Source organism: Myxococcus sp. SDU36 (assembly GCF_030168875.1).
Lineage (GTDB): Bacteria > Myxococcota > Myxococcia > Myxococcales > Myxococcaceae > Myxococcus > Myxococcus vastator.
The window spans coordinates 4,200,536-4,225,009 of record NZ_CP077414.1 but is presented as its reverse complement, the minus strand read 5'-3'; the positions used below and the strand labels follow the sequence as shown (position 1 = coordinate 4,225,009).

The 24,474-nt window shown below is 70.5% G+C and carries 18 protein-coding genes; 11 read left to right on the top strand and 7 right to left on the bottom strand.

Features of this window, described 5'->3' with window-relative positions; translation table 11 throughout:
* Positions 1-27 precede the first annotated feature (27 nt).
* From KGD87_RS16620 to KGD87_RS16590, 7 genes are all read left to right on the top strand, one after another.
* On the top strand, positions 28-2,679 hold the full coding sequence (locus tag KGD87_RS16620; protein WP_284668379.1) for a winged helix-turn-helix domain-containing protein: 2,652 nt from the start codon (positions 28-30) through the stop codon (positions 2,677-2,679).
* Between the two features lie 132 nt (positions 2,680-2,811).
* A complete protein-coding gene (locus tag KGD87_RS16615) occupies positions 2,812-3,105 on the top strand; it encodes a hypothetical protein (protein ID WP_284668378.1) in 294 nt (97 codons plus the stop codon).
* 267 nt (positions 3,106-3,372) lie between these two features.
* Positions 3,373-3,759, top strand: coding sequence for a hypothetical protein (locus KGD87_RS16610; protein WP_284668377.1), 387 nt, complete (start codon positions 3,373-3,375; stop codon positions 3,757-3,759).
* A gap of 75 nt (positions 3,760-3,834) precedes the next feature.
* On the top strand, positions 3,835-4,761 hold the full coding sequence (locus tag KGD87_RS16605; RefSeq protein WP_284668376.1) for a peptidoglycan-binding protein: 927 nt from the start codon (positions 3,835-3,837) through the stop codon (positions 4,759-4,761).
* A gap of 18 nt (positions 4,762-4,779) precedes the next feature.
* Positions 4,780-9,738 carry an OTU domain-containing protein gene (locus KGD87_RS16600; protein ID WP_284668375.1) on the top strand — a complete coding sequence of 1,653 codons (4,959 nt, stop codon included), beginning with the start codon at positions 4,780-4,782 and terminating at the stop codon, positions 9,736-9,738.
* A 556-nt stretch (positions 9,739-10,294) separates the two neighbouring features.
* Positions 10,295-10,648, top strand: a complete 354-nt coding sequence (locus KGD87_RS16595) for an FtsX-like permease family protein (protein ID WP_284668374.1) — start codon at positions 10,295-10,297, stop codon at positions 10,646-10,648.
* 92 nt (positions 10,649-10,740) lie between these two features.
* Positions 10,741-11,802 (top strand): tetratricopeptide repeat protein, encoded by a 1,062-nt coding sequence (locus KGD87_RS16590; RefSeq protein ID WP_284668373.1) that lies wholly within the window; start codon positions 10,741-10,743, stop codon positions 11,800-11,802.
* Between the two features lie 291 nt (positions 11,803-12,093).
* Here KGD87_RS16590 and KGD87_RS16585 read toward each other — a convergent pair whose 3' ends face one another.
* Positions 12,094-13,044, bottom strand: coding sequence for an ATP-grasp domain-containing protein (locus KGD87_RS16585; RefSeq protein WP_284668372.1), 951 nt, complete (start codon positions 13,042-13,044; stop codon positions 12,094-12,096).
* A gap of 104 nt (positions 13,045-13,148) precedes the next feature.
* Here KGD87_RS16585 and KGD87_RS16580 point away from each other — a divergent pair, with 104 nt between their 5' ends.
* Positions 13,149-13,784, top strand: coding sequence for a hypothetical protein (locus tag KGD87_RS16580; protein ID WP_284668371.1), 636 nt, complete (start codon positions 13,149-13,151; stop codon positions 13,782-13,784).
* Positions 13,785-13,877: 93 nt separating this feature from the next.
* Here KGD87_RS16580 and KGD87_RS16575 read toward each other — a convergent pair whose 3' ends face one another.
* The gene (locus KGD87_RS16575; RefSeq protein ID WP_284668370.1) at positions 13,878-14,372 is read right to left on the bottom strand and encodes a tetratricopeptide repeat protein; all 495 of its coding nucleotides are present in this window, start codon (positions 14,370-14,372) and stop codon (positions 13,878-13,880) included.
* Positions 14,373-14,802: 430 nt separating this feature from the next.
* Positions 14,803-15,180 (bottom strand): response regulator, encoded by a 378-nt coding sequence (locus KGD87_RS16570; protein ID WP_284668369.1) that lies wholly within the window; start codon positions 15,178-15,180, stop codon positions 14,803-14,805.
* Between the two features lie 303 nt (positions 15,181-15,483).
* Between KGD87_RS16570 and KGD87_RS16565 the strand changes: the two genes are divergently transcribed.
* Together KGD87_RS16565 and KGD87_RS16560 are read left to right on the top strand one after the other, a co-directional pair.
* Complete coding sequence (locus KGD87_RS16565; protein WP_284668368.1) at positions 15,484-16,221, top strand: hydrolase; 738 nt, start codon at positions 15,484-15,486, stop codon at positions 16,219-16,221.
* A 105-nt stretch (positions 16,222-16,326) separates the two neighbouring features.
* Positions 16,327-18,180, top strand: a complete 1,854-nt coding sequence (locus KGD87_RS16560; protein WP_284668367.1) for an amidohydrolase — start codon at positions 16,327-16,329, stop codon at positions 18,178-18,180.
* A gap of 443 nt (positions 18,181-18,623) precedes the next feature.
* Here the strand turns inward: KGD87_RS16560 and KGD87_RS16555 are convergent, their stop codons facing one another.
* Positions 18,624-20,246, bottom strand: a complete 1,623-nt coding sequence (locus tag KGD87_RS16555) for a Na/Pi cotransporter family protein (RefSeq protein ID WP_284668366.1) — start codon at positions 20,244-20,246, stop codon at positions 18,624-18,626.
* Between the two features lie 159 nt (positions 20,247-20,405).
* Between KGD87_RS16555 and KGD87_RS16550 the strand changes: the two genes are divergently transcribed.
* The gene (locus KGD87_RS16550) at positions 20,406-20,576 is read left to right on the top strand and encodes a fasciclin domain-containing protein (protein WP_284668365.1); all 171 of its coding nucleotides are present in this window, start codon (positions 20,406-20,408) and stop codon (positions 20,574-20,576) included.
* On the opposite strand, the gene KGD87_RS16545 is transcribed toward KGD87_RS16550, so the two are convergent.
* The 3 genes from KGD87_RS16545 to KGD87_RS16535 are packed head-to-tail and all read right to left on the bottom strand — an operon-like array spanning position 20,536 to position 24,468.
* A complete protein-coding gene (locus tag KGD87_RS16545) occupies positions 20,536-21,948 on the bottom strand; it encodes an HTTM domain-containing protein (protein WP_284668364.1) in 1,413 nt (470 codons plus the stop codon). The two genes, KGD87_RS16550 and KGD87_RS16545, sit on opposite strands and share 41 nt — an antisense overlap.
* Entirely contained in the window at positions 21,929-23,083 is a 1,155-nt protein-coding gene (locus KGD87_RS16540; protein ID WP_284668363.1) for an imelysin family protein, read from the bottom strand. Before KGD87_RS16540 ends, KGD87_RS16545 begins: the two co-directional genes overlap by 20 nt.
* Positions 23,080-24,468 carry a di-heme oxidoreductase family protein gene (locus tag KGD87_RS16535; protein ID WP_284668362.1) on the bottom strand — a complete coding sequence of 463 codons (1,389 nt, stop codon included), beginning with the start codon at positions 24,466-24,468 and terminating at the stop codon, positions 23,080-23,082. Before KGD87_RS16535 ends, KGD87_RS16540 begins: the two co-directional genes overlap by 4 nt.
* Between the last annotated feature and the right edge of the window lie 6 nt (positions 24,469-24,474).

Sequence of the window (24,474 nt, the reverse complement as noted above, 5' to 3'; positions counted from 1 at the left end):
TACGGGCAACCATAGAATGCGAGCGACATGCACACGTCATTGCTCCAAGGGACTGTGTCTCCTCCTCTCTTCGTGGGGCGTGCGCACGAGCTCCGGCGTCTGGGGGAGATGCTGCGGCGGGTGCGGACGTGTGTCGTCTATGGCCTGCCGGGGGCAGGGAAGTCCGCGTTGGCCGCCGCGGTGGCGGCGCGGCACCCGGGGACGGTGGTCCACCGGCGCCTGCGTCCAGGTGACTCGCTGGGCACGGTGGTGGACGACCTGCGGCGCCTGCTGCGGGACGCCCCCGTGCAGCAGGCGCTGTCGGATGAAGCCCGCCTCGATGACCTGGCACGGCAGGCCGACGCGAGCGAGGCGCTGTGCGTGGTCGATGACCTCCAGGTGCTGCGGCCGGAGGAGCGCGCCGCGCTGCTGGAGGAGCTCGGCGGGCGGCTGACGCGGGGGGCGCTGCTGGCCACGTCGCGCGAGGCCGTTCCCCGGCGCGCCACCAGCCCGGACCGCTTCGAGCTGCGGCTGGATGGCCTGACAGAGGCGGCGGCGCGCACGCTCTGGCGTCAGCTCGACGCGCTGTATGGCGCGCATGAGGGGTTCGAGCACGCCTGGCGCCGCTCCCGGGGGCTGCCGTTCCACCTGCGGCGGGCCCACGCGGGTGACGTGGAGGGAGAGGAGCCGGTGCTCAAGGCGCTGCTTCAGTTGAGCGCGGATGAGCGGCGGCTCGCCTCCGTGCTGGCGCTGAGCGAGGCGCCCCTGTCGGCGGAGGTCCTGTCGGGCCTCTTCCCGGAAGGGCACCATGGCGAGCTGCTGCGGCGGCTGGGGGCCAGGCTGCTGGTGGAGCTGGACGCCCGCGGACGCCACGGCATGCACGACCTGGTGCGGGACGCCCTGGTGTCGCTGCTCGACACGGAGGAGGTGCGCGCGGCGCACGTGGCCCTGCTGGAGCTGCTGCCGCGCGAGGAGGTGCCCGTGGTGGTCCGGGTCCGCGCGATGAGCCGCCACCTCCAGGCGCTGGGGCGGCCCGCGGAGCGCGTGGCCTTTATCGTGGCCAGCGCGGAGCTGCTGGTGCGCCATGGGGCGGCGGGGGAGCTGCTGGCGTGGCTGGATGCGCTCTCCGGCGACGCGCTGACCCTGGACGCGCGGCTGGCGCGGGGAAGGGCCCTGGTGCGGCTGCTGGAGGTCCGCCGTGCCTACCCGGAGCTGCTCGCGCTCCAGGCTTCGTTGGAGGCACAGGGGGCGGATGCGGGCCTGCGCGAGGGGGTGGGCGCGGTGCTGGTGCGGGCGGCCCTCTTCGCCCTGGAGCTGGACGCGTGTGAGCGGACGTTGGAGGCCATGCCCGCCCCCGGCGGCGCGGAGGTGTTCTTCCAGCAACTGCTGGCGTGGGCGACGTTGCGCTACTTCCAGGGCCGCATCGACGAGGCGCTGGAGCTGTTGGACGGCGCCGCCGCGGCCTCGGAGGACCGGCGGGCGCGGGGATGGTGCGCCTACGCACGCGCGTTGATGCTCTGGCTCGACGGGCGCGACAGCGAGCTGGCCGAGCCGGTGGAGCGTGGCATCGTCCTGCTGGAGGACGCGCGCGCCGACTCGCGGGGGGCGCTGGTGACGGCCATGTCCGCGGGCATCTTCAGCCGGCTGGGTCGCTTCGCCGAGGCCGAGTCGGCGCTCACGGAGGCCTGGGCGCGCATGGAGGACCTGGGCGCTCCCAGGCTGGCGCTGGAGCTGGACTGCATCGCCGCGTGGGTGCTGGCGGAGCGAGGGCATCGCCGGGACGCGCTCGTGGCGCTGCGCAAGGTGGAGGCCCGCGCGGAGCGGGGGGGCTACCTGTTCATCGCCCTGCTGTGCCGCGCTGGCGCGGGCCGCGTGTTGCTGGAGCTGGGCCGGTGCGCCGAGGCCAGGGCGCTGCTGGAGACGCTGGAGGGAGACATTCGCCGCCTGCGGGTGCTGGGCATGTCGCGGGCCGTGGCGTCGGCCCGGCGCATGGATGTGCTGACGGTGGAGACGTGGCCCACCCGGGTGGAGCCGCGCGAGGTCCGGCCAGGGGTCGCGGCCCGGCAGCGGGCGCTGGTGGCCCTGGAGGCCGCGCGGCGCGGCGACGAGGTGCTGGCGCTGGGCCTGCTCGTGTCGATGGAGTCGCTGGTGGAGGGGACGGACTTCGCGCTGGAGCGCGCGCTGAGCCACCTGGCGCGCGCGTGTCTCCACCGGCTGCACGGGCGTGAGGTGGAGGCTCGCGACGCGCTGGCGTCCGCCAGCCGGAGCGCCGCGGAGGGTGGGGTGGACCCGGAGGTGGTCCCCACGCTGGCGAGCCACGTCTTCACGGACCGGGCGGCGCTCCGCGCCAGCGCGCCCGTGGACGACGGCGGGGCCGCTGGAGCGGCGGGCGTGGTGGTGCTGGATGGGCGGCGCCACGAGCTCCGGGGGGCGGGGCGGACCGTGTCCCTGGCGCGGCGGGTGCTGCCGCGCAGGCTGCTGTATGCGCTGGCCAGCCAGCCGGGCCGCGCCGTGTCGAAAGAGGACTGCGTCCGGGCGATGTGGGACGCGGACTACGACCCGCGGCTCCACGACAACGCGCTGCGCGTCCACGTCAGCCACGCGCGGGGCCTGCTGGAGGGAATGGAGGCCCGCATCGTGTTCGAGCCGCCTGGCTACCGGTTGGAGACCGCCGAGGGCTTTGTCTTCGTGACGGTTTAGCGCGATTTAATCCGGCTTAACTCGCCCAGGCGCCGCGGCCTCGCGACAATTCCAATCATCGCATGGGGGGGCTGCCTGTGTTTGACGGCGGCGTGCGATGCGACCAGTCAAATCAGAGATGGGAGAACTCACATGAAGTCGACGCTGATGAAGCTGTTTGTCGTTGCCGCGGCGGTCGTGGCGGTGGGCTGTGGGGGCGGCATGGAGGAGGAGGCGCCGTTGGACATGGCGCCGCAGGTCTCCGACGAGGGTGGGGTGGCGCAGCAGGACCTGCCGGTGTGCGGGTCTGGCCTGTACTGCAGCCTCAGCCCGGTCTCGGGCGCCTCGATGTGCGTCCAGACGCCCACCTCGACGCTGGCCATCTACTGCTGCCCGTCCGGTCGGCGCATCTATCACACCTCGGGCGGTGGTCAGTTCTGCGCCTGAGCGTGAGCCGCCGTTGAGGTGAGGAGCGGGGGGCACGAATGACGTGCCCCCCGCTCCGGACATTTGGGCGCAGTCTCATGCCTCGCCGTGGGCTCCGCGCGGTGTCGAACTCCGGTATTCCGCGCGCGAATCCAATGAATTCCAGGAACCCCTGGCGCTCGCGGCGGAGCACGTTGTGGCACCTTGTTTGATTCGCGTGAACCGGAAATAATCCCGCGGCACTTCATCGGGATGGTTTCAACGTTGTTGCGGATTCGCGATTCGCAGATGAGTTCGTTGCGCAGCGCCGCGATGGACAGCCGCGTCGCGCAGCTCGTCACGGCGCTCCTCGCGGAGCCCTCCGCGGTGGAGCCCGCGTGGACCCGCGAGCGGCTCGGGCCGGTGGTGCGCAGGGTGGTGGACCGGGGCATCTTCTCGCTCGACGACGTGCGCGTGTACGTGCAGCTCGCCGAGTCGCTGGGAGATGACTTCGAGTCGCAGCGTCCCCACGCGTGGATGCGTTCGTGGCTGGATGACGCCTCCGTTTCGGACCCTGTCGCGCGTCTGCACCGCGTGGTGCGTGAGCGCCGCCGCCGCGAGGACGTGGCGGCGCAGAACGAGCGGAAGGAGGCGGCCTTCCGCCTCCGCCACGCCACGGCCGGCGAGGGCCGCTGACCGTCCCACTCCCAGAGAGGCCTCATGTCCCCTTCCTCGACTTCACGGCAGGACCCTGCGGTTGCTCCATGCCCATTGCAGGCGGGCAAGGGGCAGGTGGAGGTGGTCGTCGTCGATGACCGCGAAACGCCGCTGTCCGGCGTGGCGGTGGAGCTGGCGCGGGGGACGGCGGACGAGGCGCTGCGCACGCGCACCGACGAGCACGGCGTCGCGCTGTTCGAGGGGCTCGAGGAGGGGCGCTACCGCTTCCGGTTGCTCGACGTGGAGCCCGCGCTGTGGCGGGTGCTCGGCCGGCTCCCCCTGCCTCCGCGCGCCGCGGGCGCCGCGCCTCGCTGGGGCGCCGCCTCGCAGCCCAGGCCGCTGTCCTGGACGTGCGAGGGGACGGAGTCGCTCGCGGTACTGGCGGCGAGGCTGGGGGTGCGTCCCTCGCGGCTCATCGACGCGAGCACGGGGCAGCCGCTCACCCCGGAGGTGGCCCCCGCGCCGGGGACGCGTGTGGAGGTGCGACCGTTCTCTCACGAGTGGACGACGGTGGAGACCGGCTTCCGGCATGTGATTCACCGCATCGGGCTGCCGCTGTCCCTGGTGGTGGTGCTGCGCGACGGCACGCACCACCCCCGCGCGCACCAGCCCTACCTGTTGAAGGTGTGGCTGGACGACGAGGAGGAACTGCCCGCGCGTGAGGGCATGACGGACGCGGAGGGCCGCATGGCGCAGGTGCTGCCCGCGCGCGCGGCGCGTGGAGAGGTGACGGTGTCTCCCGGCCGCGACGACGAGCGCAAGGTGACGCTGCGCTTCGCGGCGCTGCGCGCGACGAGCGCTCCGGAGGGCTTGCAGGAGCGGCTGGAGAACCTGGGGTTCTCCTGTGGCGGCGAGCGTGGCCAGGTCGGCCCGAAGACGCGCCTGGCCGTGGAGTGGTTCCAGTACGCGCTCGGGCTGCCTCCGAGCGGAGAGGCCGACGAGGCGACCTGCGCCGCGCTGGGCCTGTTGCACCGCTCGTAGCATCGGAGGTCTTTTCCCATGCAGTGCCCCAACTGCGCGCCCGGCACCATGCGCGACCTGTCCGTGACGCCACCTCGCTGCCTGGAGTGCGGCGCGGTGCTCGTTCCGGCGCCTTCCAGCACGCAGTCCTCCTTCGGCTCGATGGAGACCGATGTCGAGGAGGAGGACTTCGAGTTCGAGGAGTACGCGACGTATGAGGACCTGCTGGCCTCCCAGGAAGAGGTCGAGCGGCTGGAGAGCGGCGACTACGACGACGTCCTGGACGACTTCCTGGACGACGACGAGCCGTACCGGCTCTCCAGCGATGAGATGCGTGAGGAGACGCTCCGGGCCTCGCTGGCCACGGACGACCTGACGCCCCCAGAGCCGCCACCGTCCAACACGATGAGCGACGACGTCGCCGAGGAGCGCTGTGTCCCGCTGGGCGCGGAGACCACCGTCTCCGACAAGCCCGTGGTTCCGCCGAGCTTCCCGCTGCGGATGCTCCTGTGGAACATCGCCGACCTGGGCGGAGGCCCGAGCGGGACGCTCCCGGTGCGCGAACAGTGGACCATTGACGCCCTGGCCCATGTCATCCGCACGGCGAACGCCGACATCGTCACCATCCTGGAGTTGAAGAAGAAGGGCGGCATTCGCCTGGTGGAGCCCAAGCCGCCCACCGAGATGAAGCAAAACACCGGCCGCGGGAGCAGCGGAAAGAAGCTGCCGGTGTTGATGCAACTGGCGACCGCTTTCGTCGAGCCCACGGGCTACCAAATCAAGAAGGCCTCGGGCACCGAGGTCGGTCAGATCGCGGCGCGGGAGGCGGCGCTCCTCAACGACCTGGCGAAGCACTTCTCGGAGCTCGTGCGGCGAACCCTCTGGCCACGAGACGAGGAGGGCTCGGACTCCGAGGCGTGGGACCCCTCCGATATCGAATGGAGCAAGACCTCGAAGGAGCTGGGCACCGACACGCTGGACATCATCGAGGGCAGGCTCGAGGCGGCCTGGGGGGCATGTGAGCCAGACCTGGTGAAGCGCTTCGGCAGGCCTCCGGCGAAGACGGCGAAGGACGCGGACGACGAAGAAGACGAAGAAGAAGACGAGGAGCCGCCCGAGGCGCTCGTCGCGACGTCAATCGACGTGTTTGGCAAGCAGCAGGCGAAGCTGGATGCCTACTGTCTGCTCTGCGTGCGGCTGCTCGTGGAGGAGGGCTACTACGATTGGCTCCAGCCCTACGCGAGCCGTTACTCGTCGCAGGAGAAGGACGCGAAGAAGGGAGGGCCGGAGGCGGCGGAGCTGCGGAAACGGGACGAACTGGCGAAGCTGGGCGTGGCGCTGCTGCGCGAGCACTGCGGCATCCTGTTTCACCGCTACCTGGCGGTCATCGCGGGCATGAAGGCCAACAAGGTCCCGGCCAGGCGGGAGCTCGTCCTCGAGAACAGCCTGCACCGCTCCAACGACGCGCATCTGCAGCGCGTCTACGAGAAGAAGCTCGCGCAATATCAAGAGCGCAAGAACGGGGTGAAGGACGCGCCGACGTCGCACGCGGGCCTGAGCGAGTTCATCCGCATCCGAATTGCGCTGAACGACCAGTGCAAGGCGCGTGGTGAGGAGGTCTATGCGTCGTGGCCCGCGGAGGTGCCCGACCAGCCCGTCAAGGGGCTCTACACCCAGGATGAGGCGTACGGCGTCTTGTGGCGCAAGTCCAAGCTGGACGTGGACGAAGCGGCCATCTCGTACCTCAGCGCCTACGTGGCGAAGCGCTCGCAGGGGGGCGAATCCCCGTCAATGGATGTCGACACCGTCAAGAGCCTCTACAGCAAGCGGGAGCCCATCCGGATTCCGGTGCGGCTGGCGCAGGTGCAGAGCGCGCCCGAGGTGAGCGTGGTGGCGTGGCATCCCCCCGCGCCGGGAAACCACAACAAGAACGCGCGCGGCACGGACTTCCGCGCCTTCCTCCAGTACTGCAAGGACGAGCGCCAGGAGAAGGTGCTCGGCGTGGTGCTCTCGGACCTGAACATCGACACCGCCCGGCCCAAGGCCGAGCTCGCGAAGGATGGCACGCCGTACATCGAAACCTGCGTGGAGCGCTTGTCGTTCCACCAGTTCTTCCAGACGCTGCTGGGGCCCGAGGCGGACGCGAGCCACCTGTACGCCATGGCGCCGCAGCGCTCGACCATCGCCAAGAGCAAGTTCGGGAGCTGGGCCGTGGACAGCGAGAAGGCGTTTGGAGACGGCTCGCTCAAGACGCTCCGGAGCTTCGTCAACAGCAAGGTGAAGCCGGAGCAGTTCGCCCCTCTCAAGACGTCAAAGGGCCGCGAGCTGCGGCCAGTGCTCTCCGCCGCGGAGGACGTGCTGGCCCACATCGAGTCGTTCATCACCCCGCCGCAGCAGCGCTACGGGGCGAGCGGCTTCGACAAGATTCTCGTGTACTCGCGGCGGACGGATGGCTGGCTGCTGGAGCAGTCGTCGGTCTACGTCATCCCGTTTCCCATGGTGCTCGCGGACGAGCAGGAGAAGGGCCTCTTCTTCATCCACGGCAACCTGCTGCCCAAGCACCTCCAGCCGTTCTGGCGGCTCATCCAGTTGGAGGACGCGAAGCTGCCCGAGAAGGAGCGGATTTTCGACAACCTGCGCGCCCCGGGAGTGAAGCTCACGGGCTCGGAGGACGTGCGCTGGGAAGCGGTCATGGCCGCCGCGAAGAAGCTGAGCGACCACATGCCGCTCGTCTCCGACCTGCGGCTCGTCTACAGCGGCGAGGAGGCGCTGGTCGTGGAGGAGGTGGAGGTCGCCACCGAGACGGTGTCCACCGAGCTGGGTGCGCTGGAGGCGCTGTGTGCCGCCTATCAGAAGTCCCACGCCGCGGATGACGAGGCCACGGAGGCGCTGAGCGCGATTCTGGACGCCGCGGAGAGGGTCCCCGCTTCGGACCATGCCCGCTCCAACGCGCTGGTGGCGGAGGCCATGCAGTGGCGGGAGACGTTCGCCGCGCTGCGGAGCGCGGGCTTCGACCCGGAGGAGTACTGGGACAGGCGGCCCGAGCTGAAGTCGGAGAAGGGGAAGGACAAGGGGGGCGGCAACGGCATCTCGCTGGACACCCACCTGGCCTCCATCCACCAGGGGCGGGTTCCCAACGCGGGCGGAGGGGACTGTCTGTTCCGCGCGCTGTCCCAGTTGTTCTTCGGCACGGAGGAGCACCACCGCGAGGTGCGCCAGGCGGTGGTCAATCACCTGGAGGACCTGCTCGCCGGGCAGTCGCTGGACGGTGGAGGGCTGGTGGGGCCGGCGACGGCGGCGACGTTCCGACAGGACATGGGGTTGCTGCTCGACTGGCACCGCGTGGCCTGGCCCCACGAGCCCGCGTACCGCCGCGTCGCGGGCGTGGACCCCTGGCGCCAGTACCTGCGGGCCATGAGCCGGGACCGGGCTTGGGGCGACCACGTGGCGCTGGCGGCGGCGTCCCACCTGTTCCAGGTGCGCTTCGAGATGTTTGCCCGGACGGGGGCGACTTCGTACTGGACGGACCTGGTGGACTTCGTGCCGCGCACCGAGGGACACGCGGCGCGGCCTCTGCTGCGGCTGGCCAACCTGGGCAACGCGCACTACGAGGCGGTGGGGCCCACGGATGCGCCGCTTCCCGCGGCCTCGGCCTTCCCCGCCGAACTGGAAGCGCTCAGCGCGCGCCGCCGCCGCGACGAGGGGCAGGCGCCTCCCTCCGGCTCGATGAAGGTCGAATCCCCGCAGTCCGCGACCGCGCCCACGAAGACGGCCACGTCGGATCCGTCCACCGTGGGGCCCGTGTGCAAGTGGACGCACACGCACTACTTCAAGTCCGACACGCCCGCCCACCACCCGCACGCGCTCTTCCTCTTCGGGGAGAACGACGTCGCGAAGAAGAACAAATACTTCCAGAAGAGTACGCAGGCCGTCATCCGGATGAACCCGAACGCGCTGGGGATTCGCACGTGCTGGGTCGCGGGCGTGGGCATGCAGGACACGGACCTCGCGAAGAACCAGGTGGCGATTGATCAGGACTGTGACGAGGCCGTCCAGCTCCTGCAGAGCGGCAAGTACACCACCCTGGTGGTGCCGTGGAACCACGCGCTGGACAGCGTGGACATCGGGACGGGGGTTGCCGCGCTGCCCACGAACGCGCCCAAGACGTGGGCGCACCTGACGAAGCGCATCGACGCGCTCATCACCTGGGCAGGCAAGCACCTGGGCACGGTGCTGGTCGTCCCGCAGGTGAACGCGCTCGTGCCCACCGGGGTGCGGCAGCAGCCGTCGGACCTCCACCTGCAGGAGGTCTCGGACGTGATGCACCGGGCCGCCACCATGGGAGAGGACTCCAGCACGAGCGTGCTGGGGCAGCCGAACGTCGTGTCCTTGAGGACGCTGCTCTTCTCCGGAGCGACTTCGCCTGAGACGGGGCTGCTGTCGGACAAGGACTACGAGAAGAACAAGGCGATGCTCGACGAGGACCTGGCCGTGCTCACCCAGAAGGTGGAGAGCGGCCAGTACCGCAGGCTCGTGCTCGAACGAGACGAGGAGGGGGACATCGTCCTGGGCACGGCCTTGGGGAAGCTCGACGAGCACGCGCCCCGGACGCTGGACTACCTGCGCGAGCGCCTGGAGGCGTTGTGCAGGCGCTGTGCGGAGGTCCACGTCGAGGACGAGGACTCGATGCAGGGCATCGAGGCGTCGCAGTCCCTGGACTTCCTGTCCGCCGACGATGGCGGTACTCCTTCCGGGGGAGTCAAGCGCAAGAAGCCCAGCCTCGCCGACGAGGACGACGACGCCACCCAGGAGATGGACCCGGCGGAACGGATTGCGCCGTCGAGCCATAAGAAGCGCAAGTTCATGGGGTCGCCCGCGGACGCCGAGGAGGATGAAGAAGTGCACCTTTTCGATGACGACGTGCCGCCACCGCCTCCCATCGTGGAGGAGGGGGATGAGGCCAACCCCAAGAAGCGGAAGAAGGGGCCGACCGAGTAGGGCCTCGGCATGGGGCCGTCATCTTCGGGGCGGAAGCCCACGCCTGGCCTGAGCGCCGCTTCCACGACGGCTTCATCACCGCGCGACCCAGGGGCGGGTGGCCTTTTCATCGCGGGCGGTGTTCACCAGGCGATTGAAGTGCCCATCATTGAACCTGAGGACGGAGTTCCCGTGGCCGACCGCCTGCTCCCCCAGGTCCACTGTCAGCCGCCACGCCCAACGCCGCCCTGGAAGACGCCCTCATGGCAAACCCAAGAGCACGCGCCCTCGATGAGTACACCGCCCTTGTGGGGCAGCAGCAGTCGCAGGCCCTGAGGAGCTGCTGGTGAAGGACGCCTCGCTGCTCACCACGTCGTGGAGCGGCTGCTCGCGGTCTCGCCAGGACAGTCGGCCCGGGGTTCGGGCAAGTAGGAGTAGGCTCACCCGTGATGGGGCACGGGTTGAAAGTCTCGTCTCAGCTCGAGGCGCGGGGTGACTGGAGCTCTCAGTCGAAGCGCAGGGCCGGCACGTCTCCACATCCTTTTCTGAGGTGCCGCCCGATTCGCTCAGAAGCTTGGTGGAGTCGCTCACGCTCGGGGTGCGGCGCATCCTGGCGGAGCTGGATGACTCGGTGCCGCTGGCCAACGTCCAGACGATGGAGCGGGTGGTCGCGAAGTCGCCGTCCGTGGCGCGGGCGTCCTTCACCTTGTTCCTGCCTGGCATCGCGGGAGGGATGGCGCTGCTGCTCAGCGCGGTGGGGCTCTACGGCGTCATCTCCGTCATCGTCGGGCAGCGGCGTGGAGAGCTGGGCATCCGCCTGGCGTTGGGCGCGAGGGCGGCGCAGGTGGCTGGCATGGTGGTGCTCCAGTCGCTGCGCATTACCGCGCTGGCGCCGAACTGGCTGCCCCCTCGCTCGAATAGCCGCCCGTAAGGACGACTTGAGTGCTTTCTCGCGGTGGGGGAGGCCGGTATCGTCATTCACCGATGAGACGCCTTCTCCTCTTCCTCGCCGTGGGCTTGCCCGTGGCCACCGGCTGCCGTCATGCCGGTGTGCCCTCGTTGCCCGCGAGTCATGGCCAGCTCTCCTATTCCATGGGGCTCTACCAGGACCGCGCACAAACGCCTGGGGAGACCGACAAGGTCCCCGTTCTTCGAGATGTCGATGAGTCCACTCCTGCCCTGGAGCTCGCCGCGGAAGAAGCACCTGTGGCCTTCCAGGACGCAGTGCAGGTGCTGTCGGGGACACCCTCCCCGGAGCAGGTCCGGACCGCATGGCTCAATCTCGTCGCCGCGTGTGATGCGGAGCTCTCCGCGGCCTGCACGTACCTCCGAGAGCAGATTCAGATGCCGAAACGGGTGTCAGGCGGGCTGCCCACGCTGACGAGAAGCGCGGATAACGCCAGGACGCTGTTCGTGTTGACCGTTCGTGCCCGGCTTGGGACGGACGGCCGGATGCGAAGGTTCACCGTGGTGGAAGCGGCGCCCTACGGAATGACCGAGGCATTCATCAAGACGCTGAGCACGCACGTCTATGCGCCCGCGAAGCTGGCGGGGCATCCCATTGAAATTCCGATGACATTCAATCTCAGGGCGACGCACCTGATGAGGCTCCTGTCCAAGGAAGAGGAGTTACGGTGGCTTCGTGAACGCGCCGCGAGGTTCCCCGGCAGCGAGGGCGCCTGGCTTGATCTTGCGCGATTCCTGGCGATCCATGCACCCGAGGAGCCGGAGTACGAAAAGGCTCTTCACTCCCTGAACCGTCTGTCGCCCAGGTATTGGTGGCCCGCGACGGAGCTTGCGTGGCTGCGAGCGGAGGACGGGAATTACGAGGAAGCAGAGCCCCTGGCGAAGGTGGGGCGGCGCTTCGCGCCTCAGAATCCCTACGCGCTCGAGACGTCGGCGCGAGTGGCCTTCCATCGAGGCCAGTGCCGCGAAGCCATCGCGGACCAACAACAAGCGGTGGCGACGTTTCCCAAGGAATGGCCCGAGGAAGAGCGGGGGCGCTTGAAGCAGGCGCTGGCGACATATCAGCGTGGGTGCTCGTCCGAGGCCGCTTCGGCTGCGCCTTTGAACGGGGATGACTGAGTCGCGAGCCCCCCGGACCCACTCCACACGATTCGGGACTTGACCCGCGGAAACCACCGACCCCGCAACGCGTCACGCAGGGCCCGCGGACAAAGAAGCGAAGTGCCCCTCCCAGCACTTCGCCCCGGCTACCGCTGGGCCTTGCTGCCAAGAGCCTTGCGCGCCGCAGTCAGCACCACGTCGGCCACATCCCGCAGCACCGGGCAGTGCGCCAGCTCCTTGAACCACTGGGGCTATTACGACGAGGCCCCTTGGACCTGCGCGCAGGCGCGGCTGGAAAGAGGGCGGCGCCTACTTCGTCGCGCGTGCGCCTTCCACCACGGCCTTCGCGATGGCGTGGCTGATGCGGTGGCCCAGCTTCACCTCGACGTCCAGGTAGATGGGCGAGCTGTTGAGCTCGAGGAAGACGTAGTCGTCTCCGTGGTGCTTGATGTCGATGCCGGCGAAGGTGAGGCCGCACGCGCGCGCCGCCTGACGGCAGAACCGCTTCACCGGCTCGGGCAGCGGCACCTCGCGATAGCTCGCCTCGCCCCCGCTGTAGACAGGGTCCGCCCGGAAGTCGAGGTGCTGCTCGGGCGTTTCAATCGCCACGCAGGACACCACCTCGTCTCCCACGAGCATGATGCGCAGGTCGTCCCCTCGCACGCGCTCCTGGAAGATGACGGGGGAGGCGGTGACGTCCTCCAGCCGCTCCAGTGCCTCGGCGTCGAGGCCGCGCGTGACGGCACCGCCCATGATGGGTTTGTAGATGACGTCCTTCACCTCCGCGTGGAAGGCGCGGATGGCGGCGGGGTCATTGGAGATGAGCGTGCGCGGCACGCGTGCGCCCAGGCTGCGCAGCGCGTGGAGCTGGAAGGGCTTGTACTGCATGACGCTGGCGGCGTGCGGCCCGTTGACGAGCGTGGCGCCCTGGTGGGCCAGCTTCAGCAGCCACGCCACGAAGTACGAGGCACGCTCGCGCGTCTGCATGAAGTGGTGGTGCCAGTCCTCGTAGAGCACCAGCTCGCCGTCCTGCTCCAGGGCCGGGACGAAGGGTGCGGGGACGAAGCGCAGGTAGAAGCCCCGCACGTCGTCCACGCGCTGCCCGAGGTAGTACGTCTCGTCGTCCTTCATGGACAGCGGCCAGCCATGCTCCAGGGCCTCGCTGTCGATGATGACTGCTTCCGCGCCCAGGACCCCTGCCTCGTGCGCCACCGCCGCGCACTGCGGGTCATTGCCGTCACCGAAGATGCCGATTCTCAAGGACCGCCCCTGTCGCCCGGAGTTTCCGGAGGTTTCGCTATTTTTTGCAGGCAACTACAAAGGCCGGCGGTCGACAATCCGGGTATCCACGCAGGGAGAATGTCGTGACCAAGATTCCGAAGGGGCCGTCGTTCATCCGGTACGAAACGCCCCGTCCGCCGGCGAAGCCGGGCGGTGTCATCACCACGAAGGCGCTCGGTGAGGAGGGTGGCTCCAAGCCCAAGCCTCCTGACACCAACACGACGCTGGCCATGGGGGAAGAGGGTGGCATGAAGCCGCCGCCGAAGACCACCATGGCCGTGGGCGAGGAGGGTGGCATCAAGCCTCCCGGTGGCGGCACCAAGCCTCCGCCGACGACCACGCTGGCGGTGGGTGAGGAGGGTGGCATCAAGCCTCCCGGTGGCGGCACCAAGCCTCCGCCGACGACCACGCTGGCGGTGGGTGAGGAGGGTGGCATCAAGCCTCCTGGTGGCGGCACCAAGCCTCCGCCGACGACCACGCTGGCGGTGGGTGAGGAGGGTGGCATCAAGCCTCCTGGTGGCGGCACCAAGCCTCCGCCGATGACCACCATGGCCGTGGGTGAGGAGGGTGGCATCAAGCCTCCCGGTGGCGGCACCAATCCTCCGCCGATGACCACCATGGCCGTGGGTGAGGAGGGCGGTATCAAGCCTCCCGGCGGTAGCATCAAGCCGCCGCCGATGACCACGCTGGCGGTGGGTGAAGAGGGCGGCTCGAAGTAGCGCCAACAGGTCCCCGGCTCAAGGCCGGGGAGCCGCCATGCAAGTCCAGGGGCCAGGTGCGAGAGCATCCGGCCCCTTCCTTTTCTCCGAGGCTCAGCCCCGGATGATGGGCGGACGCATGGGGGCGCCGTGAATCTGCGCCTCCAGCTTCCGGGCCTGCTCCACCATGCCCGCATCGCCGCTGGCCTTGACGCGTTCGAGGAACGACAGCGCATCCGGCTTGCGGCCCTGCTTGAAGAGGGCCAGTGCGAGGTTGAGGCTCACCCGGGGCTCCTCCGGGTAAGCCTCTGTCAACCCGCGGAGCACACCTTCCGCCTCGGTCGACCGCTCCTCGGCCAGGTACAGGCGGGACAGGTCGAGCACGGGCTCAAGGGCTCGCGGCTCGGCGCGGTGGACCTCCTCCAGCAACGCGAGTGCCTCCGCGTGCTGGCCCTCCAGCGTCCGCACCTGGGCGAGCGCGTGCTTGGGGTCGATGGCCTCGGGCTGCCGCCGGCTGGCCTCCTGGAAGGCCTGCGCCGCGCCTCGGGCAGCTTCTCCATCGTGAGCAGGGCCACCCCCTTCCGGTACACGGGATTGGCATCTTCGCAAGAGTTCGCCGTCCCCCGTCGTGACCCGCGCGACCGAGTCGTGAGACGTCCTGTCGCCACACACGAGGAGGTGGACATGGACGCGGAGTTGGAGCGGTTCCGGCAAGAGGTGACGAGGCTGCAGGGAGCTGGCCATTGGCAAGGGCCATCCCCAGGTTGAGGGGCATGGTTCGCGAACTCGTCCCGGACGCCTTCTGGCGGCGTGTGGCCCTCTTGCTTCCACCACTGCGTCCCAAGAAGAAGCAAGCGGCCTGTCCACCGGCCGGGAGCATCGCGCGGGCGGACCCGTCAGCGGCCCTCCTCGGCCCCTCTGCATCTTCCCTCCCCCTCAACAGGGCCCCCATCCCTCCTATTCGCGAACAGGCCGCACAAGAGCAGCAGCGCGCCCGCTGCCAACACCCCCGAGCGGCGTGAGAGGCGAAGCCCCTGGCTCATCCTGGCACCAGCTTGCGAATCTCCTGGGGCAACGTCATGGGGTCGAAGGGCTTCCCGATGACGCCCAGCGCGCCCAGCTCCAGGTAGCGGGCGACCTCCTGCTTCTGGATTTTCGCCGTCATGAAGATGATGGGCGTATGCGCCGTGGCCTCCTGCGCGCGCAGCTTGCCGAAGGTGGTGGGCCCATCCATGCCGGGCATCATCACGTCCAGCAGGGTGAGGTCTGGCTTCTCCGCGCGGGCCTTCTCCAGGGCCTCCGCGCCGGAGGCGGCCAGCACCGTCTGCCAGCCGCCCACCCGGCCGAGGCTGAGGTTGCCGATGGTGCGGATGTCATCTTCGTCGTCGACGAGCATCACCTTGCGAAGGGTCGTCATGGACAGGCTCTCCAGCGGGGCCTCCGTGGAGGGAGGAGTGTACCAGCCCGGACGCCGCCGACAGCGGGCGCAACAGCGGCGGGGATTGGTACGCCTCTTGGAACAGTCGGTTACCCGCCACCCAGCTAGTGCGTGCCCCTGCCTGGCCGCATAGTGCCTTTCATCGCGGCGGCCACAGCGCACCGCGGTCCCCAGCGGAAGCGCTCGCCTGGGTGCCATTTCCACAAGCCCGCAGTTCTTCCACTCGCATCTGGCGAGGCCGCGTGCCGGCCCGCGCTGGCTGCCCATGTCCTGGAGTCGCCCATGTTCGCGTTGAATCCCCGCAGTGTGTTGCTCGCTGGTGTGCTGCTGTCGGCCGTGGCCGTCGCGCAATCGAAGCAAGGTGCCCAGCCCAGCAAGCGGCTGCTGACGCCGCAGAACTCGGCGGTCCTCTTCATCGACCATCAGCCGCAGATGTCCTTCGCCGTGGGCAACATCGACCGCGGGGTGCTGCTCAACAACACGGTGGGGCTGGCGAAGGCGGCCAAGGCCTTCAAGGTGCCCACGGTGCTCACCACGGTGGCGGCGAAGAGCTTCAGCGGCCCCATCTTCCCGGAGCTCCAGGCCGTCTTCCCGGAGCAGAAGCCCATTGACCGCACCACGATGAATTCGTGGGAGGACGTGAACTTCCACGCCGCGGTGAAGAAGACGAACCGCAAGAAGCTGGTGATGGCGGGCCTGTGGACCGAGGTGTGCGTGGTGATGCCGGCCCTGAGCGCCATTGACGAAGGCTACGAGGTGTACGTGGTGACGGACGCCTCCGGCGGCACGACGAAGGAGGCGCATGACATGGCGGTGCAGCGAATGGTGCAGGCCGGCGCGATTCCCGTCACCTGGATGCAGGTGCTGCTCGAGTACCAGCGCGACTGGGCCCGCGGCGCCACCTACGAGGCCACCACCGGCATCGCGAAGCAGCACGGCGGCGCGTACGGCACCGGTATCTTCTACGCCAAGGAGATGTTCAACGCGCAGGAGGGTGGCAAGGCGGCGAACGCGCACTGAAGCCTGTCCCCTGTCGTCCCCTGCCCCTGCCGCCCACGACTCGCAGCACCTCGTGGGCGCCAGGGGCTTCGCGTCTCCCCTCCTCGTGACTCCCGAGCGTCTTCCATGTCCTTCCCGAAGGTCCGTCGCCTGCTGTCCCTGACCGCCGCCGTCCTCCTCACCCTCTCCGCGTGTTCACCCCGCGCCGTCCGTCCGCCCGGGGACGCCGCGACCGCGGACCTCGTCGTCCTGGATGCCCGCGTCACCACGCTGGATTCGCAGCGCCCGGAGGCGCGGGCGCTGGCGGTGAAGGACGGGCGCGTGCTCGCCGTGGGCACCACCGAGGCCATCCGCGCCCACGTGGGGCCGGACACCCGCGTGCTGGACGCGGCCGGACGCCGGCTCATCCCCGGCCTCAATGACAGCCACAACCACGTCATCCGCGGCGGCCTCAACTACGCGCTGGAGTTGCGCTGGGACGGCGTGAAGCGGCTGGACCAGGCGCTGGACATGCTGCGCGAGCAGGCCCGCGTGACGCCGCCGGGCGAGTGGGTGCGCGTGGTGGGCGGCTGGAGCGAGTTCCAGTTCGCCGAGCGGCGCATGCCCACGCTGGAGGAAATCAACGCCGCCACCGGCGACACGCCCACCTTCGTGCTGCACCTCTACGCCCGGGCCCTGCTCAACCGCGCGGCGGTGAAGGCGCTGGGCTGGGACGCGGCCACGGCCAACCCGCCCGGCGGGGAAATCGTCCGTGGCCCGGACGGCCAGCCCACCGGCCTCATCCTGGCGAAGCCCGACGCGCTCATCCTCTACAGCACCCTGGCCCGCGCGCCGAAGCTGACGCGCGCGCAGCAGCTCCTCTCCACGCGGCACTTCCTGCGCGAGTACAACCGCTTCGGCCTCACCAGCGTCATCGACGCTGGCGGCGGCGGGCAGAACTTCCCGGACGACTACTCCGTCATCGAGGAGCTGGCGGACCAGGACGGGCTGACGCTGCGCATCGCCTACTACCTCTTCGCGCAGCAACGCGGCCGGGAGCTTTCGGACTATCAGCGCTGGGTGGGCATGACGGTGCCCGGCACGAAGAAGGGCCTGCTCACGCCCAACGGATACCTGATGGCGGGCGGCGGGGAGAACCTCGTCTGGGAGGCGGGCGACTTCGAGAACTTCCTGGAGGAGCGACCGGAGCTGGGCCACGGCATGGAGGCGGCGCTGGAGCCCGTCATCCAACTGCTCGTCCAGCACCGCTGGCCCTTCCGCATCCACGGCACCTATGACGAGTCCATCCGCCGCTTCCTGGACGTCATCGAGAAGGTCGACCGCGCCGCGCCGCTGGACGGCCTGCGCTGGACGGTGGACCACGCGGAGACGGCGTCCCCGGAGACGCTGAAGCGCATCCAGGCGCTGGGCGGCGGGGTGGCGGTGCAGAGCCGCATGGCGATGCAGGGGGAGTACTTCACGGAGCGCTACGGCGCCCCCGCCGCCGCGGACGCGCCGCCGCTGCGCACGATGCTGGAGCTGGGCGTGCCCGTGGGCCTGGGGACGGACGCGACGCGCGTGGACACCTACAACCCATGGGTGGCCCTGGCCTGGGCCGTGTCCGGCCGCACCGTGGGCGGGCTGGAGGTGGTGCCCCCCGAGCGCCGCCTCACGCGTGAAGAGGCCCTGCGCCTGTACACGGTGGGCAGCGCCTGGTTCAGCGGGGAGGAGGACACCAAGGGGCGCCTGTCACCGGGGCAGCTGGCCGACTTCGCGCTCCTGGACGCGGACTACTTCGCCGTGCCGGAGGCGCGCATCCCGGACCTCCGCGCGGTGCTGACGGTGGTCGCGGGACGGGTGGTGTGGGGTGCGGAGGAGTACGCGCCGCTGATGGCGCCCCTGCCCGCGCTGGAGCCGGCGTGGAGCCCGGTCAACCGCTTCGGCGGGTATGGGGCGGAGGGCGCTCCGACGTCGGCCGCCAGGCACTCGCCTGGTCGTTGACCGCGGGAGGTGTCAGGCCGCGTGGTGTTGAGGCTCAAGACAGCCAACAGGCCCAGGCTCCTGCCACGCACCTGATGGGAGCGCGGCCTGGGCAGGCGTGTGCCCCATGGGGGCTCAAGCGGCCTGTCCACCGGCCGGGAGCATCGCTCGGGCGGCCCCGTCAGCGGCCCTCCTCGGCCCCTCTGCATCCTCCCTCCCCCTCAACAGGGCCCCCATCCCTCCTATTCGCCGCTGTTGAAGGCTTACTTGTAGATTTCCTGGGCATGTCTGGGCACGTTGTCGCGGACGCTGTCGGGCAGTTCGCTGAGGCGGTCGTAGGGCATGATCTTGCTCCACGCGGGCCTGCGACCCTACGCGCGGCGCAGTGACCATGCGGTGACGTCGCAGCGGATGTGGCGCACAGCGTGGTGGGGAGGTGATGCGCCGCGGACTGGGCGAATTGCTCAGGCGGCTTCGGTATCCGCCGTCGGTGCCGGCGCATCCAGCCGCAGCGCACGCCGGCCGCGTGCTCCGGCGAAGGCCTGACGGCCCATCCGCCGCAGCAGGCTCGCGCGATCGAGCAGGCCGACGAGTTGCGTGGCCGGGATCTCGCCGCGACGTCCGGCGACCAGCAGCGCGGACTTGGCGCGTTCGTAGGCCTGTTCGAGCGCGGTTTCGTCGAGGCCGGTCGCGTCCATCGTTTCGTCCGGCGCAGGTGCCAGCACGCGTTCGACGCAGGCATCGAAGGCGTCGTAATCATGTTGCGCGGATGCCGCCGGTTCCGCCGGCCGGTCGGCGAGTTCCAGCGCCAGTGCCGCCAGCGACTTGCAGGCATGCACCACGCGCACGGCTTCGGGCAGGCCATCCTCGACCACGGGGTCGCCGCCGCTGTCGAGCCTGGAGACGAACTCGATGGCGGTCTGGCCCAGTCGTTCGACGGCGGCGGCCTGCCGCGCCAGGCGTGCGTGGCGTTCCGGCGTCGCCTTGCCGTTGCGCGCATCGAGCGCGGCCTCGCTGGCCAGCGCAGCCAGACGCCCGAGTTCCATCGCCAGCGCATCGATCGCCAGCCGCGGCGTGGCCGCGGCACTCCGGTCCAGGTAGCGCGGCATCGCCGGGTCAGCGGCTTCGCGCGCGCCGAAGCGATGTTCCAGCATCGCCACCAGCCGCGTGGTGAACGGCAGCACCAACGCGATCCCAAGCAGGTTGGACAGCGTATGGAACACGGCCAGGGTGGTCGACAGGCGTCCGCCGGTGTCGCCGGTGATCGCCATCGACGCCTGCAGCAGCCACGGCAGCGCGAGCAGGGCGGCGATGCCGGCGACGACGTTGAACACCACGTGCGCGATGGCCGTGCGCCGTGCGGCTGCAGTCGCGCCAAGCGTGGCGAACACCGCGGTCGAAGTGGTGCCGATGTTGGCGCCAACCACCATCGCCGCGGCGGCACTGGCCGGCAGCATGCCACTGGCCGCGGCGGTCAGCGTCACCGCCAGCGCGGCGCTGGACGATTGCATCAGCAGCGTGAGTACGATGCCGACCACGGTGAACACCAGCAGCCGCAGGGGCCCGCTGCCCGCGGCATCGGCCAGGGCCATCACGCCTGCGGGATCGACGTCCGCGAACGCGCCCTTGAGCACATCCAGCCCCAGGAAGAACACGCCGAAACCCACCAGCGCCTGTCCCAGCGCCGGCCCGCGCCTGCGTCCGGCCAGCCACAGCGCCATGCCGACGGCCACCGCCGGCATCGCCAGCACCTTGAGGTCGATGTCGAAGCCGACCAGCGCCACGATCCACGAGGTCAGCGTGGTGCCGAGGTTGGCGCCGAACACCACGCCGACCGCCTGTCCAAGGTTCAGCAATCCGGCGTTGACGAAGCCGATCGTGGCGAAGATCACCGCGCTGGACGACTGCACCAGCGCAGTCACCAGCACACCGGTCGCCAGTGCGCGCAGGCGCGAACCGGTGGCGCGTGCCAGCAGTTCGCGCAGCGCGCCGCCGGCGGCGACCTTCAGGCCGTCGCTCATCAGCCGCATGCCTAGCAGGAACAGGGCGATGCCGCCGACGAAGTTGATCAGCGAGGTCAGCAGCATGGCGGTTCCGGGGGGCGTGCGGCGTTATCGCGCGAACGCGCGGCGGCCGCAAGCGTTGCCGGCGCGCGGCATCGCGTCAGCCGCCGGGCGCCAGCGCGATCAGCAGCCCGCGCGCGGCCGTACGCGGCCACCGCGCTCGCGCTCCAGGCGCCGCTCGACGTGGACACCGCGCTCAGCGGGGAGTCGCTCCGCGTGGAGGCGGTGACCGACCCCGCCGGCGTCCGCCTCACCGACGGCACGGGCGCCACCGGGAGGGTGGTGGTGACGGACCTCTTCACCGCCAACGGCGTCATCCTCGTGGTGGACAAGGTGCTGCTGCCGGCGCCGTAGCTGCGGACGTTGGTGTCTTCGTCTGCGTCTGCAGCGGGAGGATCCACCTCTTCGGCGCGAACCCGTCGTGCTGCCGTGCGAGATCCACCGCCGGATCGATGAGCCGCTGCGCTGGCCGCCCGTTCATCGAGGCCCAGGCGTCCGCGCGCACCTCGACGGGGCTCCCGAGCTCCGCTTCGTAGCGGCGCGCGAGGACTTGCGCGTACTGGAGGATCAGATCCGGCTGTGTGGAGAGCGCCTTCACCTGCAGCGGGGTGAGCTCCTCCCGCGGGCTGACCGTCCACCGACGCCCGGTCGAGGGCTCGGTCACGTCGTAGAGAACGAGCCCGGTCTTCTCGATCAGCATCACCCGCCAGGCGAAGCGGAAGCCCTCCTCCGTCCAGCGGGTGTTTCCCGGGTAGAGCACGAACCGCAGCGGGAGCCCCACCTGCACGAGAAGCCACACCGCCAAGAGCGCCCTGCCCCAGCGCGGGAGGGCGCCTCTGCCCGCCGGCTGCAGCGCCGTGCGTCCGAACCCCGAGAGGAAGCCGCGCAGCCTGGGGAGCCCGAGCGCACGGGCGCCGCGGGCCGGCCACCGCGGAGAGAAGAACAGCGTCGCGCTGATCATCATCACCCACGGGAACATGCCGATGGGGAAGAGGACCCCCGTCACGAGGTGGAACGCGACGACGGCGGTGTACGCGAGCGCGCGGGTCCGCCGGAGGAGAAGCAGCGGCACCACCGACAGGTCGAAGAGGGCACCTGCCCAGCTCGCCAGGTAGGCGGCGAGCTGCGTCTCCAACAGCGGCCCCACCACCGGGAGGCCCGAGCGCCCGGGCAGCCAGATGGTCAACGGCTGCGCGTGCAGGAGCCAGTCGGCGTCGAGCTTCGCCAGGCCGGCGAAAACGTAGACACAGCCGACCTGGAAGCGCAGCAGATTCAGGCACCACGCGGGGAGGCGCGCGCGCCGGCGCTTCGGGAAGAGCCATGCGTCGACGGATCCGGCGCTCCCCAGCGGCATGAAGACGAGCAGCAGGCTGAGCAGGCTGAGCAGGTAGTAGTGGTTGAGGTAGGTGGAGACGTCCAGCAGCTCCAGCCAGGTGAAGGAGACGAACAGGGCCGCGGCGCAGACGCGGTAGAGCGCGCCCGCCGCCACCCCGAGCGCCGCCACGGCCATGACCGCGAACAGCGCGTTGAGCCCCTCACGCGAAGGCTCGGGCACCCACGCGAAGAACGGGTAGTGGAAGCGGAACGGCGGCGCGGCGTAGAGCTCGTCGACCCAGCCCCTGGCGACGAAGCGCACGCTGGCCACGAACAGCGCCCCGCCGAAGAGGATCCGGAAGGCGATCAGAGATCCCGGCGGGATCGTTCCTTCAGTCGCCGTCCGTATCATTGAACGCCACCGTCACCCAGAGCGCCTGCGAGATCTCGATCGCGAGAAAGCGCTGCAGCGCGAGCACGGCCTCGTAGGCGGCTTCGACCTCCGCCGGATGCGCGGAGAGCGCGGTCCGCAGCGGCGGAGGAACCGCTTCGAGGGCGGCGCGCGTGGCCGCGAGCTGCTCGAAGAACCGGGCGTCGAGGTCCGGCCGCCGCACGAGGATGCCCGCCCGCAGGCCGGCCGCCTTCGGCGTCTCCTCCAGCGCGCCCCGGTACACCGCCTCGATGCCCGCGAGCGTGTCGATCATGTCCTGCAGCGAGCGGTCGCTGAAGCGCGACTCCACCAGCGCCGGCCGCGGACCGGAGCCGGTGGCGCGGCCCTGCGGCTTGCTCAACTTCATCTCGCGTGCGTTCTCCACCGTGAACACCGTCCGGTTCACCAGCTCGGAGAAAGCCACGTCCTCGTCCCGGAACGCGCCGCCGCTCTCCCCCGACCGTGCGAACGCGCCCGCGTAGTCGTCCCCTTCCGGAGCCCACGCGCGCCAGAGCCGGTCCGCGTCGTCCGCCACGTTCGCCGCCACCGCCGCGAGGTACTCGCACCGCCGCGTACTCTGCGCGTCGCCACCGAGTCCCGCCAGGAGCGCCGCCTCGTCCGCGGGCGAGAACAGCAGGTACTCCAGGACCGGCATGCCGGTGAGGTGGGCGCCGAGCCCGGCCACCGCCTCGCGCGTCAACGGTGCCGTCCCCCCGAGGAGCCTCTCCACGTCCTCGGTGCGCACCGGCCAGAAGTCGAGCCGCGGTCCCAGCCGCCACGGCTGCTCCGTCACCGGACCGAAGGCGAAGACCTCCATCCGCTTCTGCGCGGCGCGCGCCGCGTCCCACTTCGCCCGGACCTCTCCGAGTGCTTCGGGGCCTGGCGCCGCGCACAGCGCCGCCGCCGCGTCGCGCACGGGGCCCGCGGCCTCGGCGAAGGCGCGGTACCCGGGGACCGCTACCTGGTCGGCGACGGAGCGCAGCACCGCCCGCCGGTCGAACGCGCCGGTCGCGCCCCCGCCGCCGGAGCACGCGGGGGCCGCGACGAGAAAGGAGGCGACGAGCGCCGCGGGCAACGCCAGCGGGAAGAGCAACGGCGTGGGAACGGGCAGCCTCACAGGGACTCCAGGAACGCGAGCAGCCGCGCGCGGTCCGCCCGCGACAGGTGCCGGAAGGCCTCCCGCGCGGCCTCGGCCTCGCCGCCGTGCCAGAGGATGGCCTCCGCGAAGCCGCGCGCGCGGCCGTCGTGCAGCAGGCGCGCGTGGCCGTTGACGGTGGGGACGAGCCCCAGCCCCCACAGCGGCGGCGTTCGCCACTCCTGCCCGCTGGCGCCGAAGATGGCGCGTCCGTCCGCGAGCCCCGGTCCCATGTCGTGGAGCATGAGGTCGGTGTAGGGCCAGATGCGCTGGTGCTCGACCTCGTCCACCCCGGGCAGCGTCTCCGTCTGGTGCGATGGGACGTGGCAGCGGTCGCAGCCGGCCTCGCGGAAGAGCGTCTTGCCCTCCAGCACCCGCGGGTCGTCCGCGCCCCGCCGCGCCGGCACCCCCAGCGTCTGCGAATAGAACGTCATCCGGTCCAGGGTGCCGTCCTCCGCCTCCGGCTCGCCGCCGCCGATCGCCGCCAGGCACGCCTCCTGCGCCGGTGGGCAGTTCTGCCGCGGAAAGAGCGACGAGGTGACCCCCAGATCGCCCAGCAGCGCCCCCGCCGTCTGCTGCCTCACCGAAGGCTGCTCGGCCTTCCAGCCGAAGCGCCCGGCCCGGTGCGTCCCCGCGCCCACGTCCCATACCCACTGCACCCGGCCGGAGATGCCGTCGCCGTCCCGGTCCTCCGGATCCGCGAGCTCCCGCAGCCTCGACTCGGGGATGGCCTCGAGCAGCCCGAGCCCGATCATCTGCGGCGCCACCCGCGCGGAGAGCTGCGCGTCCGGCGACAGGGGCCCGAAGGCGAGGTCGACCACCGCCGGACGCGGCACGACGAGCGTGTAGGGCTCGCCGTCCGCGTACCGCCCTCCCACCTCCTCCCACTCGATCCGCATCCGGCCCTCGGCGGGCACCTTCCCCGTCGCGCGCGGCTGGAGCTGATCGCCGTACACGGGATCGGGCACTACGCCGTCCACCGGATCGGCCCCGAGTCCGATCCGCAGCAGCAGCGACACCGACGGGGCCTCCGGATCCGCGCCCGGCTCGCCGCGGCCGTCCTTGAAGTGACAGGCCGAGCAGGAGTTCGCGTTGAACGTGGGCCCAAGCCCGTCCCGCGCCGTGGTGGAGGCCGGCGCGGTGACCCACGCCTGGTTGAAGAAGCTGTTGCCGGAGAAGAAGGCCGCCTTGCGCTCCGAGGTCATGTTCGCCGCGGGGAAGGTGAACGCGTTGCTGCCCAGGAGGAGCTCCACCGTGGTGGCGCCGCCGGGCAGGTGCTCGCCCGGCTCGAGCGCCGCCGGCTCCGGCCCACATCCAAGGTTGCAGAGCGCGAGGCCCGCGGTGACGATCCGGTGCAGGGGCGGCATGGCGTG